28 protein-coding genes and 1 tRNA gene are annotated in these 23,859 nt (G+C 66.2%); 11 read left to right on the top strand and 18 right to left on the bottom strand.

Annotated features, from left to right (window positions below):
• Positions 1-7: 7 nt before the first annotated feature.
• Positions 8-1,888, bottom strand: coding sequence for a translational GTPase TypA (typA, locus tag FSZ31_RS03625; protein ID WP_147121666.1), 1,881 nt, complete (start codon positions 1,886-1,888; stop codon positions 8-10).
• 183 nt (positions 1,889-2,071) lie between these two features.
• Entirely contained in the window at positions 2,072-3,703 is a 1,632-nt protein-coding gene (locus tag FSZ31_RS03620; protein ID WP_147121665.1) for an alkaline phosphatase family protein, read from the bottom strand.
• Positions 3,704-3,895: 192 nt separating this feature from the next.
• Between FSZ31_RS03620 and FSZ31_RS03615 the strand changes: the two genes are divergently transcribed.
• A complete protein-coding gene (locus FSZ31_RS03615) occupies positions 3,896-5,140 on the top strand; it encodes a toxic anion resistance protein (RefSeq protein WP_147121664.1) in 1,245 nt (414 codons plus the stop codon).
• Positions 5,137-5,856 (top strand): hypothetical protein, encoded by a 720-nt coding sequence (locus FSZ31_RS03610; protein ID WP_147121663.1) that lies wholly within the window; start codon positions 5,137-5,139, stop codon positions 5,854-5,856. Before FSZ31_RS03615 ends, FSZ31_RS03610 begins: the two co-directional genes overlap by 4 nt.
• A gap of 27 nt (positions 5,857-5,883) precedes the next feature.
• Here the strand turns inward: FSZ31_RS03610 and FSZ31_RS03605 are convergent, their stop codons facing one another.
• The 7 genes from FSZ31_RS03605 to FSZ31_RS12775 all read right to left on the bottom strand — a co-directional run bounded on the left by FSZ31_RS03605 (position 5,884) and on the right by FSZ31_RS12775 (position 10,175).
• Complete coding sequence (locus tag FSZ31_RS03605) at positions 5,884-7,581, bottom strand: dipeptidyl-peptidase 3 family protein (RefSeq protein ID WP_147121662.1); 1,698 nt, start codon at positions 7,579-7,581, stop codon at positions 5,884-5,886.
• A 177-nt stretch (positions 7,582-7,758) separates the two neighbouring features.
• On the bottom strand, positions 7,759-8,133 hold the full coding sequence (locus tag FSZ31_RS12975) for a MarR family winged helix-turn-helix transcriptional regulator (RefSeq protein ID WP_236643644.1): 375 nt from the start codon (positions 8,131-8,133) through the stop codon (positions 7,759-7,761).
• Between the two features lie 134 nt (positions 8,134-8,267).
• Positions 8,268-8,696 carry a hypothetical protein gene (locus tag FSZ31_RS12970; RefSeq protein ID WP_236643643.1) on the bottom strand — a complete coding sequence of 143 codons (429 nt, stop codon included), beginning with the start codon at positions 8,694-8,696 and terminating at the stop codon, positions 8,268-8,270.
• A gap of 42 nt (positions 8,697-8,738) precedes the next feature.
• Complete coding sequence (locus FSZ31_RS03595) at positions 8,739-9,098, bottom strand: hypothetical protein (RefSeq protein WP_147121660.1); 360 nt, start codon at positions 9,096-9,098, stop codon at positions 8,739-8,741.
• Between the two features lie 33 nt (positions 9,099-9,131).
• Complete coding sequence (locus FSZ31_RS03590) at positions 9,132-9,653, bottom strand: helix-turn-helix domain-containing protein (RefSeq protein WP_161595933.1); 522 nt, start codon at positions 9,651-9,653, stop codon at positions 9,132-9,134.
• Positions 9,654-9,894: 241 nt separating this feature from the next.
• A tRNA-Gln gene (locus FSZ31_RS03585) sits at positions 9,895-9,968 on the bottom strand.
• A gap of 48 nt (positions 9,969-10,016) precedes the next feature.
• Positions 10,017-10,175, bottom strand: coding sequence for a hypothetical protein (locus FSZ31_RS12775; protein WP_161595932.1), 159 nt, complete (start codon positions 10,173-10,175; stop codon positions 10,017-10,019).
• Here FSZ31_RS12775 and FSZ31_RS03580 point away from each other — a divergent pair.
• The 7 genes from FSZ31_RS03580 to FSZ31_RS03550 all read left to right on the top strand — a co-directional run bounded on the left by FSZ31_RS03580 (position 10,174) and on the right by FSZ31_RS03550 (position 14,949).
• Positions 10,174-11,469, top strand: a complete 1,296-nt coding sequence (locus FSZ31_RS03580) for an FAD-dependent oxidoreductase (RefSeq protein ID WP_147121658.1) — start codon at positions 10,174-10,176, stop codon at positions 11,467-11,469. The two genes, FSZ31_RS12775 and FSZ31_RS03580, sit on opposite strands and share 2 nt — an antisense overlap.
• A gap of 90 nt (positions 11,470-11,559) precedes the next feature.
• Positions 11,560-11,910, top strand: coding sequence for a PilZ domain-containing protein (locus FSZ31_RS03575; RefSeq protein WP_147121657.1), 351 nt, complete (start codon positions 11,560-11,562; stop codon positions 11,908-11,910).
• Between the two features lie 37 nt (positions 11,911-11,947).
• Positions 11,948-12,310, top strand: coding sequence for a PilZ domain-containing protein (locus FSZ31_RS03570; RefSeq protein WP_147121656.1), 363 nt, complete (start codon positions 11,948-11,950; stop codon positions 12,308-12,310).
• Positions 12,311-12,454: 144 nt separating this feature from the next.
• A complete protein-coding gene (crcB, locus tag FSZ31_RS03565) occupies positions 12,455-12,847 on the top strand; it encodes a fluoride efflux transporter CrcB (protein ID WP_147121655.1) in 393 nt (130 codons plus the stop codon).
• A complete protein-coding gene (locus FSZ31_RS03560) occupies positions 12,847-14,013 on the top strand; it encodes an RluA family pseudouridine synthase (protein WP_147121654.1) in 1,167 nt (388 codons plus the stop codon). The genes crcB and FSZ31_RS03560 overlap by 1 nt, the downstream gene beginning before the upstream one ends.
• Positions 14,014-14,023: 10 nt before the next feature.
• Complete coding sequence (locus tag FSZ31_RS03555; RefSeq protein ID WP_147121653.1) at positions 14,024-14,257, top strand: hypothetical protein; 234 nt, start codon at positions 14,024-14,026, stop codon at positions 14,255-14,257.
• A complete protein-coding gene (locus FSZ31_RS03550) occupies positions 14,254-14,949 on the top strand; it encodes an ATP12 family chaperone protein (protein WP_147121652.1) in 696 nt (231 codons plus the stop codon). The genes FSZ31_RS03555 and FSZ31_RS03550 overlap by 4 nt, the downstream gene beginning before the upstream one ends.
• A 7-nt stretch (positions 14,950-14,956) precedes the next feature.
• Here the strand turns inward: FSZ31_RS03550 and FSZ31_RS03545 are convergent, their stop codons facing one another.
• Genes FSZ31_RS03545 through FSZ31_RS13025 form a run of 6 tightly spaced genes read right to left on the bottom strand, consistent with a single transcriptional unit; the run spans position 14,957 to position 19,940 of the window.
• Positions 14,957-15,751, bottom strand: coding sequence for a crotonase/enoyl-CoA hydratase family protein (locus FSZ31_RS03545; protein ID WP_147121651.1), 795 nt, complete (start codon positions 15,749-15,751; stop codon positions 14,957-14,959).
• Positions 15,748-17,271, bottom strand: a complete 1,524-nt coding sequence (locus FSZ31_RS03540) for an acyl-CoA synthetase (RefSeq protein ID WP_147121650.1) — start codon at positions 17,269-17,271, stop codon at positions 15,748-15,750. The genes FSZ31_RS03545 and FSZ31_RS03540 overlap by 4 nt, the downstream gene beginning before the upstream one ends.
• 49 nt (positions 17,272-17,320) lie before the next feature.
• Positions 17,321-17,965, bottom strand: a complete 645-nt coding sequence (locus tag FSZ31_RS03535) for a winged helix-turn-helix domain-containing protein (protein WP_147121649.1) — start codon at positions 17,963-17,965, stop codon at positions 17,321-17,323.
• Between the two features lie 3 nt (positions 17,966-17,968).
• Positions 17,969-18,931 carry a transposase gene (locus FSZ31_RS03530; RefSeq protein ID WP_147121648.1) on the bottom strand — a complete coding sequence of 321 codons (963 nt, stop codon included), beginning with the start codon at positions 18,929-18,931 and terminating at the stop codon, positions 17,969-17,971.
• Positions 18,931-19,797 (bottom strand): HEAT repeat domain-containing protein, encoded by an 867-nt coding sequence (locus FSZ31_RS03525; protein WP_147121647.1) that lies wholly within the window; start codon positions 19,795-19,797, stop codon positions 18,931-18,933. The genes FSZ31_RS03530 and FSZ31_RS03525 overlap by 1 nt, the downstream gene beginning before the upstream one ends.
• 8 nt (positions 19,798-19,805) lie before the next feature.
• Positions 19,806-19,940, bottom strand: coding sequence for a hypothetical protein (locus tag FSZ31_RS13025; protein ID WP_268934253.1), 135 nt, complete (start codon positions 19,938-19,940; stop codon positions 19,806-19,808).
• A gap of 113 nt (positions 19,941-20,053) precedes the next feature.
• Here FSZ31_RS13025 and FSZ31_RS03520 point away from each other — a divergent pair, with 113 nt between their 5' ends.
• Positions 20,054-20,518, top strand: coding sequence for a PaaI family thioesterase (locus FSZ31_RS03520; RefSeq protein ID WP_147121646.1), 465 nt, complete (start codon positions 20,054-20,056; stop codon positions 20,516-20,518).
• A 2-nt stretch (positions 20,519-20,520) separates the two neighbouring features.
• Positions 20,521-20,916, top strand: coding sequence for a PaaI family thioesterase (locus tag FSZ31_RS03515; protein ID WP_147121645.1), 396 nt, complete (start codon positions 20,521-20,523; stop codon positions 20,914-20,916).
• A 15-nt stretch (positions 20,917-20,931) separates the two neighbouring features.
• Here FSZ31_RS03515 and lysA read toward each other — a convergent pair whose 3' ends face one another.
• From lysA to argH, 3 genes are read right to left on the bottom strand one after another with little or no spacing between them, the layout of a single operon-like run.
• A complete protein-coding gene (gene lysA, locus FSZ31_RS03510; RefSeq protein WP_147121644.1) occupies positions 20,932-22,191 on the bottom strand; it encodes a diaminopimelate decarboxylase in 1,260 nt (419 codons plus the stop codon).
• Positions 22,192-22,194: 3 nt separating this feature from the next.
• On the bottom strand, positions 22,195-22,440 hold the full coding sequence (locus FSZ31_RS03505; RefSeq protein ID WP_147121643.1) for a hypothetical protein: 246 nt from the start codon (positions 22,438-22,440) through the stop codon (positions 22,195-22,197).
• Between the two features lie 2 nt (positions 22,441-22,442).
• Entirely contained in the window at positions 22,443-23,819 is a 1,377-nt protein-coding gene (gene argH, locus FSZ31_RS03500) for an argininosuccinate lyase (protein WP_147121642.1), read from the bottom strand.
• Positions 23,820-23,859: the final 40 nt, after the last annotated feature.

Raw genomic sequence — 23,859 nt, 5'->3', positions numbered from 1 at the left:
TCCGCGCTTAGGCGGCGACGCTGCGCTTGAATTTCTTGCGGTCGTTGGCGTCGAGGAAGCGCTTGCGCAGGCGGATGTGCTTGGGCGTCACTTCGACCATCTCGTCGTCGTCGATATAGGCGATTGCCTGCTCGAGCGTCAGCCGCTTGGGCGGCGTCAGACGAATGGCATCGTCCTTGCCGGTCGACCGGAAGTTGGTCAGCTGCTTCGACTTCATCGGATTGACTTCAAGATCGTCGGGCTTGGCGTTCTCGCCGATGATCATGCCTTCGTAGACAGCTTCGCCGGGCGACACCATCAGGATGCCGCGCTCTTCGAGGAAGCCGAGCGCATAGCCGACTGCTTCGCCGGTGCCGTTGGCGATCAGGACGCCGTTCTGGCGGCCCTCGATCGTGCCCTTGTACGGCCCGTATTTCTCGAACAACCGGTTCATCGTGCCGGTGCCGCGCGTGTCCGACAGGAACTCGCCGTGATAGCCGATCAGGCCGCGCGACGGTGCGCTGAAGGTGATGCGCGTCTTGCCGCCGCCCGACGGACGCATGTCGGTGAGCTCGGCCTTGCGGCGCTGCATCTTCTCGACGACGGTGCCCGAATAATCGTCGTCGACGTCGATCACGACGGTCTCATACGGTTCGGTCCGCTTGCCGTTCTCGTCCTCGGCGAACAGCACGCGCGGGCGGCTGATGCCAAGTTCGAAGCCTTCGCGGCGCATCGTCTCGATGACGACGCCAAGCTGCAGCTCGCCGCGGCCGGCGACTTCGAAACTGTCCTTGTCGGCGCTCTCGGTGACGCGGATCGCGACGTTCGATTCGGCTTCGCGGAACAGGCGATCGCGGATGACGCGGCTGGTCACCTTGTTGTCGCGGCTCTCGCGCCCGGCGAACGGACTGTCGTTGACCGCAAAGCGCATCGACAGCGTCGGCGGATCGATCGGCTGCGCGGCGATCGGCTCGGTCACGCTGGGATCGCAGATGGTGTTGGCGACGGTCGCGTTGGTCAGGCCGGCGAGGCTGACGATATCGCCCGCCTGTGCCTGGTCGACGGGGACGCGTTCGAGGCCGCGGAAGGCCATGATCTTGGTCGCGCGACCGACTTCGATGACCTTGCCGTCCATGTCGAGCGCGTGGATCGGCATATTGAGGTCGAGGCGGCCCGAATCGATCCGGCCGGTCAGGATGCGACCGACGAAATTGTCGCGGTCGAGCAGCGTGACGAGGAAGCGGAACTCGGCGTCGGGATCGACGTCGGGCTGCGGGACGTGGCTGATGATCGTCTTGAACAACGGTGCCAGCGTGCCTTCGCGCGCCTCGATGTCTTCGCTCGCATAGCCGTTGCGGCCCGATGCGTAGAGGACGGGGAAATCGAGCTGCTCGTCGCTTGCGCCCATGGCGACGAACATGTCGAACACTTCGTCGAGCACTTCGGCGGGACGGCCGTCGGGACGGTCGATCTTGTTGACGACGACGATCGGCTTGAGGCCCAATGCAAGCGCCTTGCCGGTGACGAACTTGGTCTGCGGCATCGCGCCCTCGGCGGCATCGACGAGCAGGATGACGCCGTCGACCATCGACAGGATGCGCTCGACTTCGCCACCGAAATCGGCGTGTCCGGGCGTATCGACGATGTTGATGCGCGTGGTTTCAAGGCCGGTATCGGGGCCGCCCGACGCGGTCTCGACCTTGCCGTGCCATTCGACGCTGGTGCATTTCGCCAGAATCGTGATCCCGCGTTCCTTTTCGAGATCGTTCGAATCCATCGCGCGCTCTTCGACGCGCTGGTTGTCGCGGAAGGTGCCCGACTGGCGGAACAGCTGGTCGACCAGCGTGGTTTTGCCGTGATCGACGTGGGCGATGATGGCGATATTACGAAGCGAGCCCGTGGAGGACATGAAAAATCTCTCAGTTTTTGAAAAGGCAAAAAGCCTCTCCAGTTCAGCGGAGAGGTTGGGGTGTGGCCAGGCCATTACCCGCGTTCGTGCGCGCCTTTAGCCGAGATTGTGCGTTGCGGCAAGCTTTGCCGTGTTCGCTTCGACGCGCTGTGCGCCCGGCGCGTTAACCGCCGCGCGCACCGCTCAGCGACAAGTCGTCGTCGCTCCGGGATCGAGATCGAGGCAGCGTCCATCGACCGCACCGGCGGGGAGCGTGAGCCCGATCACGCTCGCCAGCGTCGGCGCGATATCGACCGTCTCGACACCCAATGGCTGCTCGAACCCCGCCATGCCCTTACGCCAGAACAACATCGGCACGCGCCGATCGTAATCCCACACGCTGCCATGCGTCGCGACATAGCCCGGACCCGGATCGGCGATCGGCGTCACGCGCGGCTTGAGCACGACATACAGATCGCCCGAGCGCGGCGCGTAATGGTTCGCCTTGACCCGATCGATGATCGACCAGCTTTCGGGCGGTCCGGCCGGGACGGGTGCCGCCTCGATCTGCGCGCGGGTGAACACGTCGGCGACCTGCGGCTGGCGCGCGATTGCCGCGACGAGCAGGCCGGTCAGTTTCGCCCGCTGCGCGCCGGTCAATTTGCCATCGAGGTAGATCTCGCTGCCGTTGAACACGACGCTGCCCTCGGGCGTGCCTGCGGCCGCATTTGCTGCCTTGGCAATGGCGTCGCGGTCGAAGCTCTTGGCGATTCGCTGCGCATCGGGCGCGCCTTCCATCCGCGACCGTTCAGCCATGTCGAGCCCGCCATGATCGGCGGTCAGGACGACCATGTAATCGACCCCGGTGGCATCGAGCCGGGTCATGAAGTCGCCCAGGCTGGCATCGAGCGCCATCAGCTGGAGGCACATCTCGCTGCCCTGCGTGCCATAGCCATGGCCGATATAATCGGTCGCCGATGCGCCGATGCTGATGATGTCGGTGGTCGGCCCCTGACCGAGCTTCATGTCGTAGATCAGCGCGGTCGACAGCGCGAGCACCGCGGCGTCGAACTCGGGACTGTAGCGAAACGCCTTGGCATCGCCCGCCGCGCGGGCAAAGCGCCCTGCCCCCATGACGAGGCCGTCCTTGACCGCGATCGCGCGCGACCGGTCGGCGCACGCGTCGATCATCGGCGTCGCCGGTTGCGCTTCGGCAAGGCGGGCGGTCACCGCACGATTGGTCCGCGTAACGGCGCCGGGTTCGGCGCGCCCGGCGTAGCTGCGAAAGCGCTTGCCGTCCCACCACCACAGTTCGTCGACCTTGTGTCCGCCCATCATCACCGCGGCGCGGTCCTTGCCAGCGACCGAGACGACGCGCGTCGCCGGATTGGCCGCCTTCATCCGTTCGCCCAGCGTCGGGACTAGCAGGTGTTTGTCGCTGACGGTGTAATCGCTCGAAGTCGATCCCGCGACGCTTTCGTCCTCGGCGCAATAGACCGTCTTGTCGGCGCGCGCGGCGTTGAGGTCGATCCAGTCGTTGGCAACAATACCGGTCCGCGCGGGGTGATCGCCGGTCAGGATCGTCGAATGGCCGGGGCAGGTCTCGGTCGCGGAATGGCTCTGATAACCGCTCGGAAAGACGCCGCCTTGCTGCAGCCGCGCCAGCCCGCCGGTGAAGCGCGCGCGATATTCGGAGAACAGGTCGGCGCTGAACTGGTCGACCGAGATGACGACGAGCAACCTGGGCGGCTTGGCCGGCGATGCGGGCGTTTGCTGGGCGCTCGAAGGCACCGCCAGCGCGATGAAGGACAGGGCGGCAAGGGCGGCGAATCGCATGGGCGGACCTTCTCGTTTACGTTCCGGAAATCGGGGCCTGACTAGCATTGCACGCAGTCGTTTCGATGCCAAATTTCGCGGCGGATGTCGGCGAGGGTGTATGAGCCCAATAAAACAGCTTGTAAATCGCCGCCTCCCCCGCCATTTTAGCGGTGATGGCCGTCACGGCGCGGCACAGGCGAAAGAGGGATTATGGCAGACGATAGCGCGCAACCTGCGGCCACCAAGACCGCCACCGCAACCGACACGCTCGACGAGCTCAAGCTGACTCCGCCCGATCCCGTTCCCGTCGTCTCGCCGGCCAGGGCGTCGGGGCTCGTTTCGCTGTCGGTCGAACAGACCTCGAAGCTGGCACAGAAGGTCGACGGCTTCATCGACGACCTCGTCGCGCAGGACGTCAACAGCCCCGAATTCGGCAAGCGCGTCGACCTCATCACCAACATGGGCCGCGCCGAGATCATGAAGGCGGCGGGCCAGTCGAACCGCTTCCTCGACCGTCCGGTCCGCGCGATGGATCAGGAATCGGGCGTCGGCGCCGACCTGGCCGAACTGCGCCGCGTCATCGAGGATCTCGATCCCGGCAAGAAGGGCAACCTGCTCGCACCGAAAAAACTGTTCGGCATCATCCCGTTCGGGTCGAAGCTGCGCAATTATTTCGACGGCTACAAAAGTTCGCAGGGCCACATCGCACAGATCCTGAAAAGCCTCGGCAGCGGCAAGGACGAGCTGCTGATGGACAATGCCGCGATCGATACCGAGCGGCAGAACCTGTGGGCCGCGATGGGCAATCTCGAACAGATGATCCACATGTCGAAGACATTGGACGAACGGCTCGAGGAGCGCGCCGCCGATCTCGACGCGACCGACCCGGCCAAGGCCAAGGCGATCCGCGAGACCGCGTTGTTCTATGTCCGCCAGCGTACGCAGGACCTGCTCACCCAGATGGCGGTGACGGTTCAGGGCTATCTCGCGCTCGACCTCGTCAAGAAGAACAACGTCGAACTGGTCAAGGGTGTCGACCGCGCCAGCACGACCACCGTCGGCGCATTGCGCACCGCGGTCACCGTCGCCCAGGCGCTGGTCGGACAGAAGCTCGTCCTCGACCAGATCACCGCGCTCAACACGACGACTGCCCAGATCATCGATTCGACCGGCACGATGCTCAAGAACCAGACCGCGACGATCCATGAACAGGCGGCCAGCGCGACGATCCCGGTCGAGACGCTGCAGCGCGCCTTCCAGAACATCTACGACACGATGGATTCGATCGACGCGTTCAAGCTGAAGGCGCTCGATTCGATGAAACAGACGGTCCACACGCTGTCGAACGAGGTCGAAAAATCGCAAGGCTACATCGCCCGCGCCGAGGGCGCCGAAGAGGCCAAGCGGCTCGGCTCTTCGGCCCCGGCCAACAACCCGCTGGCGGCGCTCGAATGACGACATCGACCGACATCGCAGTCCACGACGCGCGCGCCAGCATCGAACGCAGCCGTGACCGCCGCGCCAATCACAGCGTCGGGCGCAAGTCCAAGCAGCTCAAGATCAAGCATGCCTGGCAGAAATTCACGCGCTTCTTCATCGCTGCCGCGGTCATCATGGTCGCCGCCGGCGTCATCGGCGCGGTGCTCAACGGCATCGGCTTCTGGGGCGTGATGATCGTTGCGCTGGCGATTCTCGGGGCCGGCGGCGTGTTCGCCAACTGGCCCAAGCTGCCCGAGGCGACGCGCGACACGCTGCGCCAGACCGACCTCGGCCGCCTGCCCGCGCAGACCGAACTGTTCCTCGAGGCGCAACGCCCCGCGCTGCCGCCGCCCGCGCGCACGCTCGTCGACGGCATCGGCGCGCAGCTCGACCAATTGTCCGACCAGTTGCGCGCGCTCGATCCGCAGGAACCTGCCGCACTCGAGGTCCGTCGCCTCGTCGCCGAGGACCTGCCCGAACTCATCACCGGCTATCGCCGCGTGCCGCTGTCGCTCAGGACCAAGGAAATCAACGGTCGCAAGGCCGACGACCAGCTGATCGACGGGCTGAAGCTGATCGAACGCGAGATCGGCACGATGACCGAACAGATCGCCAGCGGCGACCTCGACCGACTCGCAACGCGCAAGCGCTTCCTCGAACTCAAATACGACGGCGACGCCGCGGCGGAGTGAACCTCCGCCCCGGCATAGCGCAGCGCGTCAGACCGTGTCGGGATAGATCGGTTTGATGTCGGTCGGGATGGCGGCCATGCCTGACAGCACCGCCTCGGCCTGCGCGTCGAGATGCGCGTATTTGGCGAGGAACGCTTTCATTCCGGCATAATCGCCGTCGCCCTGGCGCGTTACCAGCTCATTGAGCAACGCCGACAGGCCCGCCTCCATCTTGTCGTAATTGACGACATAGCGGCCCTTCGATGCATCCCAGGCGAATGCGCCCTTCTCCTTGAGATAGCTGTACTGGACCGCCGCGCCGCGTCCGTGCGCCTCGTCGATGCCAAAGCGCACTGCGCGGAAAATCCCCGCGAAATAAGTGCTGAGCAGCTGCTCGCGCTCGGCGATCGGCATTTCGCCGCGCTTCATCAGATAGAGGATCGTCCACACGCCCATGACGTCGGCCTTGCACTCCTCGCTCGCCGAATATTGCTCCTTCAATTCGGCGCCGACCGTCGTGTCGCGTCCGCCAACCTTGATGATGCCGGGCCCGAGGCTGTGCGACAGTTCGTGGAACAGCGTCTCTGCGGTCATGTATTTCTTGACCACCTGGCCCGCCTGCGCCGGGGCGAGGACGCGCTCGGCGATCGGTTCGAGGATGCGGTCGTATTTCGCGCCGAGGACGTTGGCGAGGATCACCTTCTTGGCGCCCTTGGTGCTGCGCACGCGCTCGTCATTGGGCAGGTTGAACGCGATCGTCTGGACGCCCGAGACATTGTCGCCGCCGCCGCGCACCTGGTCGGCGACGAGGATCGGCGAATTGAACGGGCGATTGGCGTTCTTGTACTTCGCCGCGACGGGCAGGTTCGCCTCCATGTCGGGGAGCAGCGCCTTGTAGTGCGACAGCTTGGCCGATTCGCTCGGGCTCTGCAGCGTGATGAACGCCTCGAACGCGGTCTTCTGGCCATAGAGCCGGTCGGTATAGACTTCGTACGGCCCGATCACCGGCTCGATCGGCGTATCCTTGATATCCATCCAGGCGAGCTCGCTCGGGTAATAGTCATTCGTCCGGAACGCCTGCGCGCGCAGCGTGAGGAATGTCTTGAGGCTGGCATTGCTGGTGATCGCCGCGGCCTGTTCGAGATAGCGCGCAGCGGGCTCGAGCCACGGCTGGTATTCCTGGCTATAGGGCACCGCAACGAGCTTCGCCCCGTCGCGCTTGACGACGGTATAGCCGTCCATCAGCGCGTCCTTCTGCTTGGGATTTTTGGCGATATACGCGTCGAGTTCCTGCTTCGACAGGTCGACCGGATAGAAGCCGGCACCCTCGGGCGCGGTGATCGATCCGAAGAACGGCTTGTAGCCGTCGAGCTGGTTCCACGGCCCGTTGTTGATGTCATAGAGCGCGAGCAGCCGCGCCTTGTCGGGGCCTGTACTCGCCAGGATCTGCTGACGGATCGCCGGGTTGGCAGCGTAATACTGGCGCTGGTAGATCTCGCTCATCAGGTCGGCGGCCTTGATCAGCAAATTGACGACCTGGCGCTCCTCGCCGGTGAGGAAGCTGGTGTCGGGGTTCATCTTCACCGTCGCGAACTTGGCCAGCTCGGCGTCGAGCGCGGCGCTGTCGGCGCTTGTCGCACCCGTCGTGCTCGCCGCATCACCGCCAGCCATCGTCGTGCAACCGCCCGCGGCCAGCCCAGCTGCCAATGCCGTGCCCGCCAATATCGCCGTCATTACCTTGCGCATCGAAACTCTCCCGTCGAAATCATATCGCTCGCGTAGCGAACGCATGAACCGGGCGAAAGGGTTCGTGGCACACGATTGGCCGAAACGTGATCGCGATGCGGACGAACGACAAGCACCTTGATGAGCAACAGCACCGCGCGATCGCCGCGCAATCAGCATCGCAACGCTGTTTCCAAGTCAAAGCGTTGGAGGACCGCCTTCCTCAGCCACGGCCCCCAGTTTTGCGAGATACGCATGCATCTTCGCCTCGGCATCCGGGCTCAACGAAACAAAGACCCGTCGCGCGTCGTCTGGGTCGCGCTCACGCACCAGCAATCCCGCCTTGGTCATGTTCTTGACCCACCTGAGTGCAGTGGTTTGCGGAACCGTACACGCCAGACACAGGCTCGATGTCGAAACCGTGCGTTGCTCAAGCTTGGCGGCGGTCAAATCCAGCAGGATGTCCCATGCCGGGTCGGTGAACCAGTCCGCCGAGAAGTAGCTGCTACGCAATTTGCGATGGCGGATGAGCGCGCGGATAAACGGCGCGGTGACGCCGCCGGGCGAGCGCACGTCTTGGACGCCATTACAGCGCGAGGGTGATTGTCGGACGTCATCGCCAATCGGGTTTTTTGGCCGTCTCGAGGGCATTATGTCCGCGATTATCTCTCGCAGATTGCGCACCTCATCGGCGATTTTGTCGATCGCTAGGAGAGGGGCTGGGGGCATTTGTCGAATCTCCGCCCCTTCCACGTCGCATAAATCACCAGACCGATCGTCGGATAGGCCCAGAACCCCTGGGACATCGAATATACCCTCGCTTCGATCATCCCGTGATCGAGCGAACGGGCCAGATGCGTCATCAGGTTTACCAGCTGCCAGGCTGCGATCCAAAGTACCCATGTGCGAGATCCCCGCATTGCCAAGATGTAAAAGATTAGGAAAACCGATACATCTACAGCGACTTGCGCGATCAGGACGTTGGCAAAGTGATCGCCGGTTATTCGTTGAACCGCGATCGTCGCCAGCGTTCCGTACATGATCGTGCTGGCTGCCACGCGTTCGGAGGCACGCCCTGCTGCCCACGCGAAGCCGAAGCAAAAAATCGCGAGCGCCATGTAGATGTAACCGATCATGCCGCCGCCGATTTCATGAACGACGACGGCAGTCCGGCGACATTAGCTTGCCTGGGCGATCGATCGTTCGACATCGTTCGCACTATGGCCAATCGTCGGCAGCTTGTCTCCATCGCCGAACGCTACGGTTTGGTTGCGCATACCCAGTTGGTCGCGCACCGCGGCGAGGCTTTCATGAAGGGAAACGGCGCTCTGTCGTCCTGCCACCAGCGCGCCCAGTATTCCGGCCGCCTGATCGAAGGCGGCTTGGCCGACGACCGCCGATACGCCTGCGTTGATGCGCGCCTGGGGTAACGCGGACGCCATTTCGCCGGCGGCAAGGATCCCCTCGTCGATCGCCCGTTCGAGCCTGAAAAGATTCTTGGCGACATTTGCAGCCGCTGCTTTTCGTTCGTTCAACATGATTTCCCCTTCCGGCGCATGGCCGAACTGGGGCTAGATTCGGGATGAAAGCGCCAGCATCGCGGTCAGCAACGTGCCGATCGCCACGGCCGAGACGATTGCGAATATCACAATCACTGCCGTTCGCTTTTGCCAGCTCCACTCCGATATATCGCCCCAAGCAGAGAGCAGTTCGTTGTCGACTGGCAGGAGGCTCGAATTGATTCCGCTGACATGCGGAATGGATACGGTTCCATCGGTCGGTCGGGTGGCACTGCCCTCTACGCCTGCCTCGACGATGCCGGTGTGCTCGTGAAGATCGGCTGGAACGAGGGCCAGAACAGGGGATACCAACGATTGGTAGGCGGGCGAGGACCGCACGAGGATGCCGCACTGGAAGCGATCCGACACGCCGATCTTGCGCATCGCGTCCTTGATGTATTTATCGACCGTGTGGTTCGACAGGTTCAATGTCCGGCCGATCCGCTTCGAATCCATGTTCTTGCTGGCCAGCGCCAGGCACTCGGCTTCTCGTTGCGTGAGCAGGCCGGGTGGCAACTGGTCGAAGATCGGCATTTGGTCCATTCGAAAACCGATATCACGAGTCGCACGTTATCTCCAATATGGACTGGCCAGAGCGATTTGACACCAAACCCGTCCCTATCATTTGCGTGGCCTGGTGACACAATTTGCCCCCGACCCGCCGGCCCGGGAATGAACCGGCCGGCAATCGGCAAGACATCGCGCGAAGCGATTATCCCACGAGACGCGCTGACCAGCGCGCTGAAAATTCCAGTTTGTCGGGGTAGGGAAATGCTGGATGCCCCGTGAGGATTCGAACCTCAATAGACGGAGTCAGAGTCCGTAGTCTTACCATTAGACGACGGGGCATCGTGCTGGCGCGGGGGCGTTTTCGCCCCTGTCCTGCGGGCTGGCCGATTAGAAGCGCACGAGCGCGAAGTCAAGCCGCAGCGCGGCAAACTGCCCGTGTTCCGCGTGAAGCCTTGCGCCGCCGCCAAAGCCCGCTAGCATCACCCGCGACGCACGGCATCGCGCCGTCTTGAGTGCGAGCGTGCGCCACTGGGGAGGGATGCCCATGCGCCATGTCGCCATCGTCGGTTCGGGACCGGCGGGTTATTACACCGCCGAAGCCTTGCAAAAAAAGCTCGGCGACGATGTCCGCGTCGACATCATCGACCGGCTGCCCGTCCCCTATGGCCTGATCCGCTTCGGCGTCGCGCCCGATCACCAGTCGATCAAGGCGGTCTCGCGCCGCTATGAAGGCGTCGCGCTGAGCGACAGCGTCCGCTTCGTCGGTAATGTCAACGTTGGCCCGGACATCTCGATCGCCGAATTGCTCGACCTTTACGACACCGTCGTCCTTGCCACCGGCGCGCCCAATGATCGCGCGCTGACGATCCCCGGCGCCGACCTGCCCGGCGTGATCGGCAGCGCCGCCTTTGTCGGCTGGTATAACGGCCATCCCGACTTCGCCGATCTCGATCCGCCGCTGTCGGGTGCGTCGGCGGCGATCATCGGCAACGGCAATGTCGCGCTCGACGTCGCGCGGATCCTCGCCAAGACCGGCGCCGAATTCGGCGGGTCGGACATCGTCGGCCACGCGCTTACCGCGCTTCAGGATAGCAATATCCGCCATATCAGCATCCTCGGCCGGCGCGGCCCGCACCAGATCGCGATGACGCCCAAGGAGCTCGGCGAGCTCGGCCACCTCGCCAATGCCGCGCCGCGCGTCGACCCGACCGACTTCCCGCCCGAGGGCGACGATGCGCTGCTCGAACCGGGCATGCGCAAGTCGGTGACCCACCTGCGCAATTTCGCCGCCGATCCCGTTGCCAAGCCCAAGACGATCGATTTCGACTTTTTCGCGATGCCGATCGCGATCGAGGGCGACGGCCGCGCCGAACGCGTCGTGATCGAACGCACCCGGCTCGACGACGCGCTGCGTTCGGTCGGCACCGGCGAGACCTACACGATCGACGCCAGCCTCGTCGTGACCTGCATCGGCTATCAGACGCCGCCGATCGAAGGCGTGCCCTATGAACATGGCCGCGGCCGTTTCGCCAACGACGAGGGGCGCATCCTGCCGCACCTCTATTGCGTCGGCTGGGCGCGGCGCGGCCCGACCGGAACGATCGGCACCAACCGCCCCGACGGCTACGACGTCGCCGAACAGATCGCGAGCGAACCCGCGGTGCCGCCGCATCCGGGGCGCGAGGCGCTCGACCGGCTGCTCGCCGCGCGCAACGCCAACATCGTCACCTTCCGCGACTGGCAGCGGATCGAGGCCGCCGAAATCGCCAACGCGCGAGCCGGCGCCCCGCGTGAGAAGTTCACCGACATCGCCGCGATGCTTGCCGCGCTCGATCGCTAATCGCGACGCGGGCTTCCTCGCTTCTAGTGCTCAACCGTTGCTTAACCATTTGTCGCTAGGGTTGATGGCCGGTGCCGCTGGAGAAACGCGATGACAGCCGACCAAGCAAACAACGACCCGCCCGCCGCCGATGGCGACCAACGCGATGAAACGCGCCTGCCCGTCACGATGGAAGCGAAATGCCGCGAATATGGCAGCTTTCGAACCGAGGTCTATCTGATCGATCTCTCGGCCAAGGGCTGCAAGGTCGAAACCAGCCTTCGCATCCGTTCGGGCCAGCGCGTCTGGCTGACGCTGGCCGGGCTCGAAACCCGCGAGGCGCAGGTCCGCTGGTCGGGACGCGGGTCGATGGGCTGCCAGTTCGACGAGCCACTGCCTGACGCCATCCTCGCCCAACTGGCCAGCACCGCGGGTGGCACAAGCCATGCTGATCCACGTTAAACACCCCTTTTTAAGAGGTTTATCGCAGTAGGGCGCCATGTCCAGCTTCCCCAATCCGAACAGCGATTACCTGTCCGCCGCCGCCGCGGCCGCTCGCCCCGGCCGCGAACAGCGCGACGACACCCGGCGGCTGGTTTCTGCGTCGATTTCGTTCCGCCAGCCCGGCCGCAAGGGATCCATGGTGTCGTTGCGCGACGTTTCGGCGACCGGCTGCCGCTTTACCAGCTATGTCCAGCCCGCCATCGGTCAGCGGATCTGGATTTCGCTTCCCGGCCTCGAATCGCTCGCCGCGACGGTGCGCTGGGTGACGGGCAACGATTGCGGCTGCGAGTTCGACCGCGCGCTTTACCCCGCGGTGCTCGAATCGGTCATGATGCGGATCGGCCAACGGCCTTCCTGAGATTGCCCGGCCTGAGATTGCCCGGCCTGAGATTGCCCGGCCTGAGATTGCCCGCTTCAGCGCCGATCGCCAGACCCGCATTGACCGACGAGATTGCGACGCGCCATTCCCACAACGGCGATTTGTCGCTACCAGCGCGGAATCATGAAACCCCTGATCCTTGTCATGCTCGGCGGCGGCCTCGGTGCCGGCCTGCGCCACCTCGTCGGCAAGCTCGCGCTTGGCGCGCTCGGACCCGCGCTGCCGTGGGGGACATTCGCGGTCAACATCCTCGGCGGCCTCGCCATGGGCCTGCTCGTCGGCGCGCTCACCCGCTTCGGTGAAACCGGCGTGCCCAGCCAGGCCAACGATCTGCGCCTTCTCCTCGGCGTCGGCCTGCTCGGCGGCTTCACCACCTTTTCGGCGTTCAGCCTAGAGGCCGCGCTGATGATCGAGCGCGGCCAGCTGCTGCTCGCCTCGGGCTATGCGATTGGCTCGGTCGTCGCCAGCATTGCCGCTCTGTTCCTCGGCCTCGCACTCATGAGAGGCATCGCCTGATGGCCGACCCCAAGACCCCTGCGTTCAGTGACGACGTTCGCCAGTTCACGATCGCTCCCGACGACGATGGGATTCGCCTCGATCGCTGGTTCAAGCGGCATCTGCCCGACACGTCGTTCAACGTCGTCTCGCGCTGGGCACGAACCGGCCAACTGCGCCTCGACGGCGCGCGCGCAACCCCGGCGACGCGGATTGCCGCGGGCCAGCAGATCCGCGTGCCGCCGGCCGAAGCGCCCGCCGCTTCGACCCGCCCCGCGCGCGTCCGCGAACCGCTGTCGGCTGACCAGGAAGAATTCGCGCACAGCCTCGTCGTCCACCGCACCAGGCACGCGCTCGTCCTCGACAAGCCCCCCGGCCTTGCCACCCAGGGCGGCACCGGCACCAACGAGCATGTCGACCAGTTGCTCGACGCGCTGTCGTTCGAGAGCGAGCATCGCCCGCGCCTCGTCCACCGGCTCGACAAGGATACCTCGGGCGCGCTGCTCGTCGCGCGCAGCCCCCGTGCCGCTGCAGTCTATTCGAAGAACTTCGCCTCGCGCAGCGCGCGCAAGGTGTATTGGGCAATCGTCATGGGCCTGCCCGCGGTGCCCGACGGCGTGATCGACCTGCCGCTGTCGAAACAGCCCGGATCGGGCGGCGAGAAAATGCACGTCGATGAAGAAAACGGCGCCGCGGCCAAGACGCGCTATCGCGTCATCGACCGCGCCGGCAAACGCGCCTCGTGGGTCGAACTGCAGCCGTTTACCGGCCGCACACACCAGCTGCGCGTCCACATGGCGGCGATCGGCCACCCGATCGTCGGCGACGGCAAATATGGCGGCCGCGATTCGTTCCTGACGGGCAGCATCAGCCGCAAGCTCCACCTCCACGCGCGCCGCCTCCGGATCGACGGCCCCGACCGCGAGAAGATCGACGTGACGGTCGAACCGCCGACGCATTTCGCCGCGACGCTCGACGCGCTCGGCTTCGACCGCCAGGTCGGCGACATTCCGTTCGACGACGCACCGCCGCAGGAAACGCGCGCCGAGAAAAAGACCTTCGCCAAGGCGCACGCCAAGCAGGTCCGCAAGGCCAAGCGCGGAGAGAGGCGCTCGCGCAATGAACGCCCCGACGCGACCAAGCCCCCCCGCCGCAAGCCCGCCGCGCCCGGCGGCCGCAAACCCTGACGAGAGCGCCATGACCGACGACGACAGCCTCGCCAAACAACGCTTCGCCACGCTCGGCCTGTTGCGCTTTTCGGGCGTTGCGGTCGCGATCGTCGGACTGCTCCTGCTCGGTGAGAAACTCTCGCTGGTCGGACGTTCGGCCGACCGCCTGCTCGGCGGCGGCATCGTCATCATCGGAATCCTGATGGTGCTGATCTTCCCCCCACTCCTCGCGCGGCGCTGGAAAAGCTCCGACCGGTCATGAAGCGTTTCTATCGCGCGGCAACGATCGCGCCCGCCGAAGCCGGCGGCTTTGCGATCCACCTCGACGGCAAGCCTTTGGTTACGCCGGGTCGCACGCCTCTCAACCTGCCGACACGCGCGCTCGCGCTCGCGGCAGCGCAGGAATGGAACGACCAGGGCGACGACATCGACCCGCGTTCGATGCCGCTGACCGGCCTAGCCAACGCCGCGATCGACCGCGTCGCACCCGAACGGGATCGCTTCATCGACGGGCTTGCGCTGTTCGGCGAAAGCGACCTGTTATGCTACCGTGCCGAGACGCCCGACGCGCTGGCGGCGGAGCAGGCGGCGCTGTGGAACCCGATTCTCGACTGGTCCGAACGCAGCCACGGTCACCGATTCGAAATCACCCGTGGCATCCGTCATGTTGCCCAGCCGACCGAGACGCTCGCCGGGCTGCGCAATGTGCTCGCGTCGCTTGACGATTACCGCCTCGCCGCGCTCCACCCGCTCGTCACGATCGGCGGCTCGCTCGTCACCGCACTCGCGCTCGCCGCGGGCGCGATCGACGGTGATAGCGGCTGGACGGCGGTGACGATCGACGAGGCCTGGCAGGAACGCCACTGGGGCAGCGACGACGAGGCCAGCGCGGCGCTGGCGCTCAAGCGCGCCGAATGGGACAGCGCGCTCCGTTTTCTCGCGCTGCTCGACTAAAACCGCCTCAATCGTCGAAGTCGGGCGCGCGCTTCTGCATGTTAGCCGCGATCGCTTCCATCTGGTTCTTCGATCCGAGCAGTTGTTGCTGCTCATGGCTTTCGTTGAGCAGGATCTTGTCGGCGTCCTTGTCGGGCGCCGCGTTGGCGAGCCGCTTGATCGCCCGCACCGCCTGCGGATTGCGCCCCGCGATCTGCGTCGCCAGCGCCATCGCCGCTCCATGCGGATCGTCGTCGATCCGGCTGACGAAGCCCATGGCAAGGCCGTCCTCGGCGGTGAATTCGCGGCCCGTATAGGCCAGCTCGCGCAGATGGTCGTCGCGCACGCGGCCCTTCCACAAAGCAAAGCCCGCCATGTCGGGAACGATGCCCCATTTGATCTCCATCACGCCCAGCCGCGTACCCGGCGCGGCAATCACGCTGTCGGCGCCGCTCATGATCTGCAACCCGCCGCCAAAGGCGATTCCCCGCACCGCCGCGATCACCGGCATCGGCAGCGTCCGCCAGCCCCAGGCGACGTGCTGGAAGATGTTGGCGGCGCCGTGGCTGCGCTCCATGATGTCGGCAGGCGCGTCCATGCTGCCCATGCTGGCGAGGTCGAGCCCGGCGCAGAACGCGCGTCCCTCGCCCGACAGGACGACGCAGCGAACATCCGCCGCGGCGGAGAGGCGTGCGAGCACCGCCTCGATGCCGTCGAACATCGCGGGGTCGAGCGCGTTGAGCTTGTCGGCGCGCGTCAGCCGCACATCGGCGACACCGCCGCTCAATGTCATCGTTACGCGATCGTGAAACGTTTCGGTCATGGGGCCTCCCTGGCGCGATATTCGTCGACGAGCAGGCGTTTGTACAGTTTGCCCGTCGCATGGCGCGGCAGGCTGTCGCGGAAATCGAACCGGCGCGGCACCTTGTACCCGGCCAGCTCGGCGCGGCACCAGGCTTCGAGTTCTTCGGCCAGCGCATCGTCGCCCGCAACCCCGGGCGCCGGCTGGACGACTGCGACGACGCGCTCGCCCATGTCGTCGTCGGCCACCCCGATCACCGCGACATCGTCGACCGCGGGGTGGACGATGATGCGGTCCTCGATCTCGCGCGGATAGATGTTCACCCCGCCCGAGATGATCATGTAGCTCTTGCGATCGGTGAGGTAGAGATAGCCCGCCTCGTCGAGCCGTCCGACATCGCCCAATGTCGACCAGCCCTTGGCGTTCTGGCTGGCGCGCGTCTTTTCGGGATCGTTGTGATAGGCGAACGGCGTCGGGCTCTCGAAATACACCAGCCCCGTTTCGCCGACCGGCAGCTCGTTGCCATCCTCGTCGCAGATATGGACGATGCCGTGCATCGCGCGCCCGACCGACCCGGGCCGGTCGAGCCATTCGGTCGAATTGATCGCGGTCATGCCGTTGCCTTCGGAGCCGGCATAATATTCGAACACCACCGGCCCCCAGTAATCGATCATCGCGTGCTTGACCGGGACCGGGCACGGCGCGGCAGCATGGATCGCACAGCGCAGGCTCGATGCGTCGTGCGCGGCGCGCTCCGCCTCGGACAGCTTGAGGATGCGGACGAAATGCGTCGGGACGAACTGCGCATGCGTCACGCGATAGCGATCGATCGCCGCCAGCGCCTGGCCGGCATCGAACTTGTCCATCAGGACGACCGTCCCGCCGACGCGGTGGACCGTCATCGACCAGCGCAGCGGCGCGGCGTGATAGAGCGGCGACGGCGACAGATAGACCATCTCCTCGACAAAGCCGTAGAGGCCGCGCGCGAGCATCTCGAGCACCGGCGTCGCGCTAATGTCGGGATCGTCGGGCAAGGCGACGCGAATGCCCTTGGGCCGCCCCGTCGTCCCCGACGAATAGAGCATGTCGGTGCCCGCGCTCTCGTCGGCGATCGGCGCGCTCGGCATCGCGTCAAGCGCCGCGCCGAGATCGTCATAGCCCGCCGCCGCACCGTCCAACATCAACAGCGGGCAAATCGCGGCGAGCGGCGCGACGGTTTCGGCGAGCGATGCGCCCGTCAGCAACAGCTTGGCCGCGCTGTCCTCGATCATGTAGCGCATCTCGGCACTGGTCAGCCGCGTCGGGATGCAGACGAAATAGAGCCCGGCGCGCTGTGCGCCCCAGACCAGCGGATAATAGATCGGCAGGTTTTCGAGTGCGATGGCGACGACATCGCCGCGCTGCAGCCCGCGCGCGCGCAGCAACTGCGCCACCTGGTTCGACTGCGCCTCGAGCGCGGCATAGCTCATCGTCTCGCCGCTGGGGGCAAATATCACCGCCGGGCGGTCGGGATGGGTGGCGGCGTGCTGGCTTGGATGCATGCCGCATCCTGCTGTGCGCGCGCGCGGCGGTCAAGCGCGCGCCCGTCGATCAGCCGATCGGCAACCCATCGGGCGTGCTCGCCAGCGCATAGCCACGCGCCTTGGCCGAGCGCAGCATCGCCCAGTCGAAGCCATGGTCGATCCGTTGGCGCAGGCGCGAGACATGGACCGCGACGCTGTTGGTCCCCGGATCGAATGCCTGGCCCCAGACCCGCGCCCGGAGCGTCTCGGTGGCGATATACCGATTGGCGCGCCGGGCGAGATAGATCAGCAGCTGGTATTCGCGCGCGGTCATCGCGATCGGCCGTCCGGCGCGCGTCACCTGTCGGTCGATCGGATTGATCACCAGCGGTCCGCGCACGATCGGCAAGGCCGACAGCGCGACGAGCCGCCCGAGCGCCGCGATTCGGACTGAAAGTTCGCGCGGATCGCCCGCCTCGTCGAAAACATCATCGGCGCCGCTTTCGAACGCGCTGATGCACAGCGCCAACTCATAGTCGCGCAGCAGCACGATCAGCGCCACCGCCGGATGCGCCGCACGCAAACCTGCCAGCGCCGCACAGCGCTCGCCGCTCCCGTCGAACCCGCGCACCAGCGCCACCGGCCCGTGCGTAGCGGTCTCGTCGAGACAGGCGAGCTCGACCGGATAGGCCCACAATTGCCCGCAGCAATATCGCGTCGCCGGATAGGTCATTCCCTATCTTGGATGGATCGCCGCCGCTTGACCAAGCGCCGACGCGTCCGGATCGGTCTCGAATTCGAGTCCCTTCGCCGTGCGGACCGCGCACGCTGCGACGAGCGCGCTGTCGCTCGCGCCAAGTCCGACGAACCAGGCGTGGCGCGCCGCGGCATCGGGCAGCGTCGCGGCGATCGCGCGCGCCGCCGACCAGCGCATCCGCTCGCAGCGATGCGACGCGACGAATTCATGCGCCAGGTCGCACCCGTTCGGATCGAAATGCACCGCCACCGCGAGCAGGGATTCGCTCGCGGCAAAGCTGATCGGGCGGATCACCGAGCGGTCCTCGACGTCGATCAGATACTGGTTGCGCCACGCGATTCCCGGCGACATCTGCATGACGTTGAGCGAAATCGACAGGCTCTCGGGCGGCCATTGGCAGTGGATGTCGATTCCCGCACGATAGAGCAGCATCCGCCCCTCATGCAGCGCAGACCGCTCGATAAAGCGCAGCGGCACCGCCTCGCCCGGATAGCCCGTCAGCACGCCGTTATCGCCACCCTCGCCATAGTCATAATAGTCGCTGACATAGCCGGGCCCGCAATAACCGACGGTCAGGAAATCGAAATTATGGTCGTGCGCGCGGCCGTAGAAATAGGCGTGTGCGCCATTGGCGCGGACCTCGGCGTCGTCGCTCGCGGGCCAGATATTGGCGCGCACCGCATAAAGCCCGCGTGCCTGGTGCAGCATCACCACCTGCGGTCCGTAGCGATTGTCGCTCAGCTGGCTGGCGCAATGCGTCTTGAGCTCGGCGATCATCGCCTGCGCGAGGAAATCGCGGTTGCGCGCGAGCCCGCCGAGCGCTGGCGCGGCGTCGCGCGGATCGATCGCCCCGTCGGCATCCCTGGGCAGGCCGTCGATCGCGACGATGAAGTTGTCGAACGCGATCGCGGCCCGCGGCGGGTTGGCGATCGCGACCGGCATCAGGCCGCCAGCGGCCGCACGAGCCGCAGCGCCGCCAACGCAGCGCAGCGGACTTCGCGATGCCGATCGGACCGCGCCATCCGCGCCAGCGCGGGCAGCGCGGCCTCGGCATCGATCGCCAGCCAGGCGCGCATTGCGTGCCAGCGCAGCGTGAAGACCTCGCTTTCCACCGCACTTGCGAACGCGGAGGCCGCATCGCGCCGCGCCATCGTGCGCAGCGCGCTGACCATGATCTGTGCGCGCGCATCGGCCTCGGACGCCATCGTCATGCCCTGGTATCCGCCGCCCGGCCAGCGATAGCGCCGCGCGGGCAGCGGCGACGCGCCGCGCCATTCGACGCGCACCAGCGGCACCGGCCCCGCTGCCTCGACGATCCGGAACGCCTCATGTTCAGACGCGGTCATCAGCCAGTCGCCCGCTGCCATCGTCCACCGGCCCAGCAACCGGCACGGCGGCGCGCTGCCCGCTGCGAAGCCGTGGCGCCCGCCGGGCCCCGACGCGCAGCGATAGCGTTCGATCGTCACCGGCGAGCTTGCGTGAAAGACCGTCAGCCGATGGCCCGCGCCAAAGCCGATCGTCGCGTCCTCCGACCGGTCGGCATCGACCACCAGCAGCATCGCGGTCAGCCGGGCATCGCGATGGAGGACAACGCCGTGCGTGCCGTCCTGCGCGATGCCCGCGAGCCGCGGCTCCGCGCTGCCACCTTCGGCAATCCGCGCCAGCTCGGGCGCCAGGCGCCGCGCCAGCCCATCCCGATCGCTCAGCGCGGCGGCGAGGCGCGCAACCGCCCGGCGATCGCGCGGGTCGCGCGTCCGGCGCAGCACCGCGTCGATCGCCCCGCACGATTGCGCGCTTTTCCGCGCCATCGATCGGCCTAGTCGCCCGATCCGGTAATCACCGCGATGATGATGTCGACGACATCACCCGCGGCCTGGCTGGTGGGCGATGGCGGCGCCGACGCTGTGATCGAATCGAGTTCGGGCAGCTGCGCGATATCGAGGTGTTTCATATCCTTGTCCTTTCGGTTGGCGAAGGCCAGGACATCGCCGCCGCGGACCGCCCGATCAAATTAACATTACGTTATGTTGGCATCGCCCGGTGTCCGGGCTACCGCTGCGCGCGATGACCGAAGCTCCACCCTCCCCCGAATCGCCGCCCGCGTTCGACGCCGAGCGCTTTTTCAAGCGGATGGGCTCGGTCGGGCATAACGGTACGCTCGATATCCAGTGGCACGGCGCGGCCGACGACTGGGTCGAACTGCGGCTGCCGTGGCGCGACGCGTTGATCGGCGACGAAGAGGCGCGGCTGATGGCCTCGGGGCCGATCTTCACGCTGATGGACAATGCCACCAGCCTCGCGATCTGGCGCAAGATGAAGGCGTTTCGCCCGCAGGCGACGCTCGATTTCAGGATCGACTATATCCGCCCGGCGGGCAGCGGGCGCGACGTCATCGGGCGCGGCGAATGCTATCGCCTGACGCACTCGATCGCGTTCGTTCGCGGCATCGCGCACGACGGCGACGCCGACGATCCCGTCGCGCACTGCGCCGGCACCTTCATGTTCACCGGCCCGGCCTGGTCGCTGTGACGATGCGCAAGCTGCCCCCGTATGCCGATCTTCTCGGTGTCACGCTCGCGCCCGCCGACAGCCGCGCAACGCTGATGATGCCGTTCGGTGGCCAGGTGCTCGGCCGGCCGGGGTTTCTCCACGGCGGCGCGATCGCCGGACTGCTTGAACTTGCCGCGTTCGCCTCGCTCGAACTGGCGATCGCCGATCTCGATCCGCAGCCCCGGATCAAGCCGATCAACATGACGATCGACTTCATGCGCGGCGGGCGCGAGGCGATGACCTATGCGCGCGGCACCGTCGGACGGCTCGGTCAGCGGATCGCCAATATCGACGTCGTCGCGTGGCAGGACGACGAGGATCGCCTGATCGCGCGCGCGCACATCAACTTCCTGCTGGCAGGCTCGGCGAGCGCCTAGCTCAGCCGGTCGGGTCTAAGTCAGCCAGTCCGGAACGCGCTCGGCGCCCATGATCGTCTGCGCCGCGATGCGATCGGCGACGACCGCATAGCGATCCCCGTCGACCAGCACTTCGGGGACCAGCGCCCGGCTGTTGTACGTGCTCGCCATTGTCGCGCCATAGGCGCCCGCGGTGCGGAATACCGCCAGATCGCCCTCACCGACCGCGTCGATGTCGCGCGCCATCGCAAAGGTATCGCCGCTTTCGCAGACCGGCCCCGCGATGTTGGCGATCATCCGCTCGCCGCTCGGCGCGACCGCCGCGAAATCGTGCCACGCGTCATAAAGCGCGGGTCGGGCAAGGTCGTTCATCGCCGCATCGACGATGACATAGGGATGGCGCACACCCGGCTTGACCCACAGCACCTTGGTCAGCAGCACCCCGGCATTGCCCGCGATCACCCGGCCGGGTTCGAACATGAGTTCGACATCCCAGCCCTTGGTCGCGCGCGTGACCATCGCGCCGTAATCGGCGGGGCTCGGCAAGCTCTCGCCTTCGCGGTACGGCACGCCGAGCCCGCCGCCGAGATCGACATGGCTGATCTCGTGGCCGGCGGCGCGCAACTCAGCAATCAGCCGCCCGACAGATGCATAAGCGGTTTCGAGCGGCCTCAAATCGCCGAGCTGGCTGCCGATATGGATCGCCACGCCGCGCAGCGCGAGGCCCGGCAGCGCCGCGAGCCGCGCATAGATCGCGGGCGCGTCGGCGATCGCGACGCCGAACTTGTTATCGGCCTTGCCGGTCGAGATCTTGGCGTGCGTGCCCGCATCGACGTCGGGATTGACGCGCAACACCGCCGGCGCGCGCAGCCCGCGCTGATGCGCGATTTCGGCGAGCGCGACGCCCTCTGGCTCATGCTCGAGGTTGAACTGGCCGATGCCGCTGTCGAGACCAAAAGCCAGCTCCTCGCGCGTCTTGCCAACGCCCGAAAAGACGATGTCGTGCGCGGGCATGCCCGCCGCCAGCGCGCGCGCCAGCTCGCCACCCGAAACGACGTCGGCGCCATAGCCCATATTGGCGAGCACGCGCAGCACCGCGAGATTGGGATTGGCCTTGATCGCATAGGCGAGGTGGATCTTGCCGAGCCCGCTCAGGCCTTCACGAAAGACGCGCGCGTGGCGCTCGAGCGTGGCGCGCGAATAGACATAGACCGGCGTGCCGACCTCGGCCGCGATGGTATCGAGCGCGACGTCCTCGGCAAACATCCGGCCGTCACGATAGGAGAAATGGTCCATCGGTCAGCCCGGCGGCGGCAGGTCGAAGGGATCGTCCTGGCGTTCCTCGGACTTGGTCAGCGGATCGTCGCTGCGCCGCGGCCGCGCCTGCGTTTCGGGTTCGATCAGCTCGGCGACGGTCGGCGTCTTGGCCGCACCAGCGGGCGCGACGGGCATCGATTGTCCCGCCTTCGGGCGCAGGTCGACCTGGTTGCCGCAGGCTGCCAGCGTCAGGACCGCGACGGTCGTCAGGGTCAGTCGTGCTCTCATTGTCAGCGCTCCATTCCCAGGGCTTCGCGCGCCTGCGCGACCCGCTTGGCGACCTCGCTTGGCGCGGTGCCGCCGTGGCTCGTCCGGCTGGCCAGCGATCCCGCCAGCCCCAGCGCATCGCGCGCCGATCCGGTCAGGCGCGTATCGATAGCAGCCAGCGTCTCGGCATCCAACTGTTCGAGCGTCCCGCCGCGCTCTTCGGCGGCGCGCACGACGCGTCCGACGATGTGATGCGCCTCGCGAAACGGCACCCCCGCCTCGCGCACCAGCCAGTCGGCCAGGTCGGTCGCGGTGGCGTGGCCGGTCGTCGCCATTTCGGCCATCCGTGCGGTCTCGAAAGTGCATTCGGCGACCATCCCGGTCATCGCAGCGAGCGACAAAGCGAGCAGGTCATAGGCTTCGAACACCGGCGGCTTGTCGTCCTGCATGTCCTTGGCATAGGCCAGCGGCAGGCCCTTCATCGTCATGACGAGCGCGGTCATGCAGCCGGCGATGCGCCCGCTATGCCCGCGAACGAGCTCGGCGGCGTCGGGATTGCGCTTTTGCGGCATGATCGAGCTGCCGGTCGAGAAGCTGTCGGACAGCGTGACGAACCCGTATGGCTGCGATGCCCAGATGATCATCTCTTCGGCGAGCCGTGACAGGTGCAGCGACGTCTGCGTTGCCGCCATCAGGAAATCGAGCGCGAAATCGCGATCGGATACGGCGTCGAGCGAATTGTCGGTCGGCGCGTCGAATCCCAGTTCGCTCGCGACCGCGGCGCGATCGAGCGGGAAACTCGTCCCCGCGAGCGCCGCCGAGCCGAGCGGGCAGCGGTTGAGCCGCACTCGCGCATCGGCAAAGCGCGACCGGTCGCGCGCCGCCATCTCGTAATAGGCCATCAAATGATGGCCCAACGTCACCGGCTGCGCCGCCTGCAAATGGGTGAAACCCGGCATCGGGGCGGCGGCATGTTCATCGGCGCGCGCGACCAGCGCGCGCTGGAAGGCGCTGATCCCGGCATCGACCTGGTCGATCGCGTCGCGCACCCACAGGCGGAAATCGGTCGCCACCTGGTCGTTGCGCGACCGCGCGGTGTGCAGCCGGCCCGCCGCTTCGCCGATCAATTCGGTGAGGCGTGCCTCGACATGCATGTGGATGTCCTCGAGCGCGAAATCCTCGACGATGCCGCGTTCGGCATATTCGCGTGCAATCGTGTCGAGACCGCCGAGAATCGCCTCGCCGTCGGCCGACGAAATGATGCCCTGCGCGACCAGCATCCGGGCGTGCGCACGACTCGCGGCGATGTCCTGGCGCCATAAGCGCTTGTCGGCAGGGATCGAGGCGTTAATCTCACGCATGACCGCCGACGGGCCGCCGGCGAACCGGCCGCCCCACATCGCATTTGCCTCAGGAGTATCCGCCATCAACCGTCTCGAT

The organism is Flavisphingopyxis soli (genome assembly GCF_007995095.1).
Lineage (GTDB): Bacteria > Pseudomonadota > Alphaproteobacteria > Sphingomonadales > Sphingomonadaceae > Flavisphingopyxis > Flavisphingopyxis soli.
The sequence above is the reverse complement of the archived record's forward strand: the minus strand, read 5'-3'. Positions and strand labels throughout refer to the sequence as shown.

What these genes read in the sequence shown, in the direction of transcription:
- typA (WP_147121666.1), bottom strand. Translation starts at nt 1,888, where the DNA reads ATGTCCTCCACGGGCTCGCTTCGTAATATCGCCATCATCGCCCACGTC.
- FSZ31_RS03620 (WP_147121665.1), bottom strand. Translation starts at nt 3,703, where the DNA reads ATGCGATTCGCCGCCCTTGCCGCCCTGTCCTTCATCGCGCTGGCGGTG.
- FSZ31_RS03615 (WP_147121664.1), top strand. Translation starts at nt 3,896, where the DNA reads ATGGCAGACGATAGCGCGCAACCTGCGGCCACCAAGACCGCCACCGCA.
- FSZ31_RS03610 (WP_147121663.1), top strand. Translation starts at nt 5,137, where the DNA reads ATGACGACATCGACCGACATCGCAGTCCACGACGCGCGCGCCAGCATC.
- FSZ31_RS03605 (WP_147121662.1), bottom strand. Translation starts at nt 7,581, where the DNA reads ATGCGCAAGGTAATGACGGCGATATTGGCGGGCACGGCATTGGCAGCT.
- FSZ31_RS12970 (WP_236643643.1), bottom strand. Translation starts at nt 8,696, where the DNA reads ATGATCGGTTACATCTACATGGCGCTCGCGATTTTTTGCTTCGGCTTC.
- FSZ31_RS03595 (WP_147121660.1), bottom strand. Translation starts at nt 9,098, where the DNA reads ATGTTGAACGAACGAAAAGCAGCGGCTGCAAATGTCGCCAAGAATCTT.
- FSZ31_RS03590 (WP_161595933.1), bottom strand. Translation starts at nt 9,653, where the DNA reads ATGCCGATCTTCGACCAGTTGCCACCCGGCCTGCTCACGCAACGAGAA.
- FSZ31_RS03580 (WP_147121658.1), top strand. Translation starts at nt 10,174, where the DNA reads ATGCGCCATGTCGCCATCGTCGGTTCGGGACCGGCGGGTTATTACACC.
- FSZ31_RS12775 (WP_161595932.1), bottom strand. Translation starts at nt 10,175, where the DNA reads ATGGGCATCCCTCCCCAGTGGCGCACGCTCGCACTCAAGACGGCGCGA.
- FSZ31_RS03575 (WP_147121657.1), top strand. Translation starts at nt 11,560, where the DNA reads ATGACAGCCGACCAAGCAAACAACGACCCGCCCGCCGCCGATGGCGAC.
- FSZ31_RS03570 (WP_147121656.1), top strand. Translation starts at nt 11,948, where the DNA reads ATGTCCAGCTTCCCCAATCCGAACAGCGATTACCTGTCCGCCGCCGCC.
- crcB (WP_147121655.1), top strand. Translation starts at nt 12,455, where the DNA reads ATGAAACCCCTGATCCTTGTCATGCTCGGCGGCGGCCTCGGTGCCGGC.
- FSZ31_RS03560 (WP_147121654.1), top strand. Translation starts at nt 12,847, where the DNA reads ATGGCCGACCCCAAGACCCCTGCGTTCAGTGACGACGTTCGCCAGTTC.
- FSZ31_RS03555 (WP_147121653.1), top strand. Translation starts at nt 14,024, where the DNA reads ATGACCGACGACGACAGCCTCGCCAAACAACGCTTCGCCACGCTCGGC.
- FSZ31_RS03550 (WP_147121652.1), top strand. Translation starts at nt 14,254, where the DNA reads ATGAAGCGTTTCTATCGCGCGGCAACGATCGCGCCCGCCGAAGCCGGC.
- FSZ31_RS03545 (WP_147121651.1), bottom strand. Translation starts at nt 15,751, where the DNA reads ATGACCGAAACGTTTCACGATCGCGTAACGATGACATTGAGCGGCGGT.
- FSZ31_RS03540 (WP_147121650.1), bottom strand. Translation starts at nt 17,271, where the DNA reads ATGCATCCAAGCCAGCACGCCGCCACCCATCCCGACCGCCCGGCGGTG.
- FSZ31_RS03535 (WP_147121649.1), bottom strand. Translation starts at nt 17,965, where the DNA reads ATGACCTATCCGGCGACGCGATATTGCTGCGGGCAATTGTGGGCCTAT.
- FSZ31_RS03530 (WP_147121648.1), bottom strand. Translation starts at nt 18,931, where the DNA reads ATGCCGGTCGCGATCGCCAACCCGCCGCGGGCCGCGATCGCGTTCGAC.
- FSZ31_RS03525 (WP_147121647.1), bottom strand. Translation starts at nt 19,797, where the DNA reads ATGGCGCGGAAAAGCGCGCAATCGTGCGGGGCGATCGACGCGGTGCTG.
- FSZ31_RS13025 (WP_268934253.1), bottom strand. Translation starts at nt 19,940, where the DNA reads ATGAAACACCTCGATATCGCGCAGCTGCCCGAACTCGATTCGATCACA.
- FSZ31_RS03520 (WP_147121646.1), top strand. Translation starts at nt 20,054, where the DNA reads ATGACCGAAGCTCCACCCTCCCCCGAATCGCCGCCCGCGTTCGACGCC.
- FSZ31_RS03515 (WP_147121645.1), top strand. Translation starts at nt 20,521, where the DNA reads ATGCGCAAGCTGCCCCCGTATGCCGATCTTCTCGGTGTCACGCTCGCG.
- lysA (WP_147121644.1), bottom strand. Translation starts at nt 22,191, where the DNA reads ATGGACCATTTCTCCTATCGTGACGGCCGGATGTTTGCCGAGGACGTC.
- FSZ31_RS03505 (WP_147121643.1), bottom strand. Translation starts at nt 22,440, where the DNA reads ATGAGAGCACGACTGACCCTGACGACCGTCGCGGTCCTGACGCTGGCA.
- argH (WP_147121642.1), bottom strand. Translation starts at nt 23,819, where the DNA reads ATGTGGGGCGGCCGGTTCGCCGGCGGCCCGTCGGCGGTCATGCGTGAG.